Origin of the sequence: Rhabdochromatium marinum, from assembly GCF_016583795.1 — a bacterium.
GTDB lineage: Bacteria > Pseudomonadota > Gammaproteobacteria > Chromatiales > Chromatiaceae > Rhabdochromatium > Rhabdochromatium marinum.
On sequence record NZ_NRRS01000043.1, the window covers coordinates 25,563 to 31,662 of the forward strand.

The window sequence follows — 6,100 nt, forward strand, 5'->3', positions numbered from 1 at the left end:
AATGCCGCGCATCAAGCTCGAATTCCCCAATCAACACGGCCATCGTCTCGCGGGATTGCTGGAAACACCGCCCCCAGGTGTTGCCACCCGGGGCTATGGACTCTTTGCGCACTGCTTTACTTGTGGCAAGGATATGGCGGCGGCCAGTCGCATCAGTCGTGCGCTGGCCGCGCGCGGTATTGGCGTGTTGCGCTTCGACTTCACCGGGCTTGGCAACAGCGATGGCGATTTCGCCAATACCAGCTTTTCGTCCAATGTGGCCGATTTGGTGGCGGCCGCCGAGATGCTGGCGCGCGACTTTGCCGCGCCGCGTCTGCTGATCGGCCATAGCCTGGGCGGCGCAGCCGTTCTGGTCGCCGCGCATCAATTGCCACAGGTCGAGGCGCTGGTGACCATCGGTTCGCCTGCCACCGCAACCCATGTGCGCCACTTGTTCAGTCAGGTGGAATCGGAACTCAGCACCCAGGGCGAGGCGGAGGTGCGCATTGGCCTGCGGCGCTTCCGCATTAAGCAGCAGTTTCTGGAGGATCTGGAACAGCATGCCACCCCGCAACATATTGGCCGTCTGCGTCGGCCATTGTTGCTGTTTCACTCGCCCTTCGATGAGGTGGTCGAAATCTCCGAGGCGTTCGCCATCTATCAGGCCGCCAAGCATCCCAAGAGTTTCATCTCGCTGGATCGCGCCGATCACCTGCTGACCCATGCCGCCGATGCGGTCTATGTGGCCGAAACCATTGTGGCCTGGGCGAGTCGCTATCTGGGACTGCTGCCGAGCACAGCCGAACCCAGTCAGGGCAGTATGCCGGCTGTGGCACCGGGCGAGGTGTTGGCGTGCGAGCTGGGTGACTCTGGACTGCTGGGACTCTACAGCGACCGGCATCAATTGACAGCGGCAGCTCCAAGCGCGCATGCAGCGCCATCCGGGTCATCAGAACTGGCGCCGCCACCGGAGCAACTGCTGCGGATGGCACTGGCGGCTGAGATCGCGCACTGGGTGCGACAGCTGGCAACCACTGAGTCTTGGGCGCTGGATGATGTGGAAGTGTGCCTGGAGCCACTGCATCAGCCGGCCGGGTCCTCTGTGTCACCGTCACCGGAAGCGCTGCGCGTGCGCCTGCATCTGGTTGGCGCGCTCAGTGAAACCGCGCGCCAGGCATTGTGTGACCGCGTGCATGAAGCGCCCTTGGTCGCGGCGGTGCAGTCATCGCTCAGGCTGCGAGTGCAACTTCAGGAGTAGGGGACCGCGCAAAAAAAACCGGGTATTGAACCAATGGTTCTTACCCGGCAAGAGGGTCGGAAAAACGGTCGCTTAATGATCTGCATAACAAGTCCTTGGCGACCATCCGTGGCTGCCTATAGCTTAAAATCGCGACTGGTGATCGAAATCAGATCATGCGGATCAGCTTATAGGATTCGCGCGTGCTTCGCTGTGACTTGGTTGGCATTTCAAACATCATTTGAGGCAATCATTCGAGGGAATGGGCGATGAAGTCGAACACCTGCGGTTGGATTGGCCTGGCCGTTGCACTCACGCTGGTGGTGTTGCTTGGTGGCTGTGTGAAAGTCGAACAGACATTGACGCTCGCTAAGGATGGTTCGGGCACCCTGGATATCCGCTACGGGATGTCGGAGCAGACGCTCGCGCAGCTGGCGGCCATGCAGCAGATCGCTGAGCGCATGGGGCAAACGGCGACCGAGGGCGCGGGTGCCGCCCCCCCATTCGATTTTGATGCAGCTACCGTGCGTCAGCAGTTTGAGACCCATCATCCCGAGGGTATTGCACTGATCAGCCTAGAGTCTGAAACCCTGGATGGCTGGAAGTATATGAACCTCAAGCTGAGCTTTGAGGATTTGGCGGCCCTGCAACAGACCCAACTGTTCTCTGACGGCCAGATGAGCCTGAGCCGCAATGCGGCTGGAAACTATGTGCTCCGGCTGTCAATCGGCACCGGGGAAGCGATACCGTCAAGTCCGGTGACGGCGGATGATCCGACGCAAGCGGCCATCATGCAACAGATGGCGGGGCTTTTTGCCGGCATGCGGATCGTCACCACCGTGGTGGCACCCTCGGCAGTGATTGCCTCGAATGCCACCAAGCTGGAGGATCGCACGGCCACCTGGGTGTTTGATGTCGATGAGGATCCGACGCTTGTGGCGCAGTTGCAGCAGATGGAACTGCGCCTGGTATTTGACAGCCAGGGGGTTGAACTGACCGAGTTTGCCTCTCCCCTGGAGGAGGAGAGCCGTCCTTAACCGCGCGCCTGCTCCAGGGCCGCAATGCGGCGCTCAAGCGGCGGGTGGCTGGCGAAGGCGGCCTTGAAGCCATCGGCAATTTTGCCTGAGATACCAAAGGCCGCCAGTTCGCCGGCCGGCAGATCCTGGGGCTCATGCACCCGCTGGAGCGCGCGCAGGGCGCCAATCATATTTTCGCGGCTGGACAGCCGGGCACCGCCCGCATCGGCGCGGAACTCGCGATAGCGCGAGAACCACATCACAATCATGGTCGCCAGCACCGACAGGCAGATCTCGGCGACCATCGACACCAGAAAATATCCCAGACCGCGACCACTCTCATTTTTCAGGATCACGCGATCAACGAAGGAGCCGATGACCCTGGAGAGAAATACCACAAAGGTGTTCACCACGCCCTGCATCAGCGCCATGGTGACCATATCACCGTTCGCAACATGGCTGATTTCATGGCCAACGACGGCTTCTACCTCATTCTGGGACATCTGTTCCAGCAGGCCGGTACTCACGGCCACCAGGGCATGATTGCGGTTCCAGCCAGTAGCGAAGGCGTTTGGGGCCGACTGATCAAAAATGCCAACGTCCGGCATCCCAATACCCGCGCGTTTGGACTGCTGGCGCACCAGTTCCACCAGCCAGCGCTCGAATGCCGTACCAGGCTGCTCAATGATGCGCACTCCCATGGAGCGCTTGGCCATCCATTTTGACAGCCCCAGGGAGATCAGAGAGCCGGTAAAGCCAACCACAGCGGCCATCACCAGGAGCGGACCCAGCTGCAGCCCACCAGGATCAGCAGGCGTTTGCCCGAGTCCGAAAAGACTGAACACCAGGCTCAGCACCACCAAAATGGCCAGGTTGGTGCCAAGAAAAAGCAGGATTCTCAACATGATCTAAGACTCCGGAAAAAGGTGAAAACTATCAGCCGCGCAGATAGTACTGCAAACTGAGAAAAAATTTCTGGACAACCTGGCAAAAGAGGTATATAGTGCTTGGCTTACATCGCAGGGGGGCCATAGCTCAGCTGGGAGAGCGCAACACTGGCAGTGTTGAGGTCGGCGGTTCGATCCCGCCTGGCTCCACCATTAAAAAGTCCCCATCGTCTAGAGGCCTAGGACACCGCCCTTTCACGGCGGCAACCGGGGTTCGAATCCCCGTGGGGACGCCAACACAAAAAAGGGTTAGCTGAGAAATCAGCTAACCCTTTTTTATTGCGTGAAATTTCGGCCACAAAGTCGGGATTGGACGGAAATTCGCCAACTGGAGACACAGTGGCGAGCCCTCCAGGGAAAAAAGAAGCGGGCCTATCTCACAGCGCCGCTCCCGTTTCTGACCTGATCAAGTCGTCGAGGGAGAAAGCCAAACGCGAGCGCAATGTTGCGTGTAGCGTGAAATATAACGCTGGCAATAAGGAATTGGTCAGACGCTCAGCTCAGGTGGCGGGTTAATAAGGGCTGGTCCGCCGATCTTTAACTCACCAGCTTGAATCATATTCCCCATCACGCGCTTCGTTCAGGGGAAAACAGTGTCATGAGCCTTTCTCCATATCTCGACGGATTTTAGACAATGCTGAAGCCAATAAACCTGCTGGAACCGCTACGATACCAAGCCCGATCATAAGTATAAAAAACGTGAAAATTTTTCCGCCTGCTGTGACAGGATATACGTCGCCATAACCCACTGTCGTTAGAGTTGCTACAGCCCACCATAAACTATGAGGAATAGACTTAAAAATTTCAGGCTGAGCTTGATGCTCAAAGTAATAAATACCGACAGCAGATAGATACAATAAAATTCCAGTAGCTAGTGCAAATATAATGACTTCTTCTCGGGCAAGGACTAAGGCTTTACCGAAACGTTCTATAGCTTTAGTGTATCTTGTAAGTTTGAGGATTCTAAATACCTTGAATAAACGAAAGGCTCTTATTCCTCGCAAATCAATACCTAAAGATAAATAAAATGGCGCTATTGCAACAAAGTCAATTATGCCATGAAAACTAAATATGTAAGCCAGCTTTTTCTCTGAAGTGATTATTCTTAATATGTATTCAATAGTAAATAATACCATTACAACAACTTCTGAAATTTTTAGAAACTTGTAAAAATCCTTAGGTAAATCTGGAATTGTTTCAACAGACAAACTAAATAGCGAGTAGATAATTAACGCTAAGACAAGTACGTCAAAGGTTTTACCAGCAGGCGTTTCTGATTTTTGAACTATCTCTTTGAGTTTCATAAAGTAAAATCTCAATGCAGATAATATTATCTACACAAACTCTCACAGAGCCTCACTCGATGTGCTGAGGGCAACCGTGCTTTTTCATTATTTTTCTCTTGATTGAGGGGTGAAAGTAGGTGAAAAACATCAATGAACTAAAATATCCTCCAGCGCTTGCTGAATTGTATCGTTATCAAATTTGCACCCTGTATCGCGTTTAATTACTAGACGAACTTTATTGATTACATCATCGGTTAGCATTGCCTGAATCAAATTTTCACGAGCTAATGCACTAACCTCATTCCGCAACCGCTCTAACCGTCCTTTTCGTGCCATACCATAACGAGAAATTAATAGCAGTTTTTCGCAGTCCTCTATACTAAAATCTTGGTTTATATCTACTGAAAATATAATGCTGGCTGTTACTCTATCGTTTGCTGAAACATGATATACTCGCCAAGTCAAAAGATTAGTCAATAATACCCACCGAATCCCAGAATACGCTCCATAAGAACTGGCTTGAAACACATGCTTATCGCGCAAAGGTAATCCCGCGCGTTTACTTTCACAGGCAATCATGTCTTGGTTATTTAAGCTTAGAACATAATCAACCTTTCGTCCCTGAATGCGCTGTTCAGCTTTAATTTCATCCATCGAATAACCAAGAACATCCATAAACATTTTATCAAGAATCATTCGAGTGTTGCTTTCGTTAAGTTGATTCTCACAAGCGGATTGGATTTGAGGCAAGAACTCACGTAAAGAAAACTGGAGTGTTTCGGCTTTTTCTCTCCATATTTCTCCTGGCGTGCGTCGTCGGTTGGTTGTTATGACTGGCTCAGTTGTTTTCTCAGATTCATCTGATGAGCTGACGCATACTCCAAATGCAGATGCCATCGCTTCTAATCCACCATTGTAGCCCTGACCAACTGCACGGAACTTCCAATCATCTTTGTGTCGGTACAAATCGCATAGCATCAATGCTTTTTCTTTCTCAAGATTATTGATGTCAAAACGAATTTTCTCATCTTCTCCTGATAAATCGGTGAGACATACGTAAAGATTTTTTAAAAAACCGCAATGATAAGTATTGTTTTCTGTGTCAACAGTAATTGCTATAACAATTTTAGAAACATCTTTTGGGATCTGATTAAGTAACACACGAAAACGATATTTATCCTGTTCCGAAGATTTTTCAAGACTAACTGAACCACATGACGTTTCTGTTTGGTTGTAAAATACAAAATCTTGATCTTGTCTTACTGTATTTTTTTCATTAACTAAAAATGCACTGGCATCAACATCGCAAGATAAATCCGTTTCCCAGCCAATCCTTATCAAAACGCTTTGCAAATCTAATGTTGCATTTGCGCCATGAATTAGTGTTACCCCCATCGTTTATTTCCCCTTATTTTCCTTTGTTAGGATGAATTAAGTCAAAAATTGCAACAACATCAATATTAAACTGTAGATTGGTATGATCTAGCAGCTTATCCAAATTGATTGTCTTTAAACCGCGTCAATTTAGAGGTGCGTAATTCTTATGCTATAGTTTGCGCTCCATTGTGCCACGCATCGTTTGGACGCGCACTTGCCGACATTTTGGTGACAGGATCGTTTCATGTTGACGTTAGA

General features: G+C 50.9%; 5 protein-coding genes and 2 tRNA genes. 4 read left to right on the forward strand and 3 right to left on the reverse strand.

The features are described 5' to 3' along the window. Position 1: 1 nt before the first annotated feature. Both CKO36_RS12385 and CKO36_RS12390 read left to right on the forward strand, forming a co-directional pair. Positions 2–1,237 (forward strand): bifunctional alpha/beta hydrolase/OsmC family protein, encoded by a 1,236-nt coding sequence (locus tag CKO36_RS12385; RefSeq protein WP_200284374.1) that lies wholly within the window; start codon positions 2–4, stop codon positions 1,235–1,237. A 248-nt stretch (positions 1,238–1,485) separates the two neighbouring features. Further along, positions 1,486–2,253, forward strand: coding sequence for a hypothetical protein (locus CKO36_RS12390; RefSeq protein ID WP_200284375.1), 768 nt, complete (start codon positions 1,486–1,488; stop codon positions 2,251–2,253). On the opposite strand, the gene htpX is transcribed toward CKO36_RS12390, so the two are convergent. Continuing rightward, positions 2,250–3,137, reverse strand: coding sequence for a protease HtpX (htpX, locus tag CKO36_RS12395; protein ID WP_200284376.1), 888 nt, complete (start codon positions 3,135–3,137; stop codon positions 2,250–2,252). The genes CKO36_RS12390 and htpX overlap by 4 nt on opposite strands. Positions 3,138–3,256: 119 nt before the next feature. Here htpX and CKO36_RS12400 point away from each other — a divergent pair. Both CKO36_RS12400 and CKO36_RS12405 read left to right on the forward strand, forming a co-directional pair. Then, positions 3,257–3,332, forward strand: a tRNA-Ala gene (locus CKO36_RS12400). Between the two features lie 7 nt (positions 3,333–3,339). Further along, positions 3,340–3,415 (forward strand) — tRNA-Glu (locus CKO36_RS12405). Between the two features lie 360 nt (positions 3,416–3,775). Here the strand turns inward: CKO36_RS12405 and CKO36_RS12410 are convergent. Next, on the reverse strand, positions 3,776–4,483 hold the full coding sequence (locus tag CKO36_RS12410; protein WP_200284377.1) for an ion transporter: 708 nt from the start codon (positions 4,481–4,483) through the stop codon (positions 3,776–3,778). Positions 4,484–4,612: 129 nt separating this feature from the next. Next, a complete protein-coding gene (locus CKO36_RS12415) occupies positions 4,613–5,860 on the reverse strand; it encodes a TerD family protein (RefSeq protein WP_200284378.1) in 1,248 nt (415 codons plus the stop codon). Between the last annotated feature and the right edge of the window lie 240 nt (positions 5,861–6,100).

Bases quoted from the DNA above. Each gene is read 5' to 3' on its own strand.
- CKO36_RS12410 (WP_200284377.1), bottom strand. From the start codon at position 4,483: ATGAAACTCAAAGAGATAGTTCAAAAATCAGAAACGCCTGCTGGTAAA.
- CKO36_RS12390 (WP_200284375.1), top strand. From the start codon at position 1,486: ATGAAGTCGAACACCTGCGGTTGGATTGGCCTGGCCGTTGCACTCACG.
- CKO36_RS12415 (WP_200284378.1), bottom strand. From the start codon at position 5,860: ATGGGGGTAACACTAATTCATGGCGCAAATGCAACATTAGATTTGCAA.
- CKO36_RS12385 (WP_200284374.1), top strand. From the start codon at position 2: ATGCCGCGCATCAAGCTCGAATTCCCCAATCAACACGGCCATCGTCTC.
- htpX (WP_200284376.1), bottom strand. From the start codon at position 3,137: ATGTTGAGAATCCTGCTTTTTCTTGGCACCAACCTGGCCATTTTGGTG.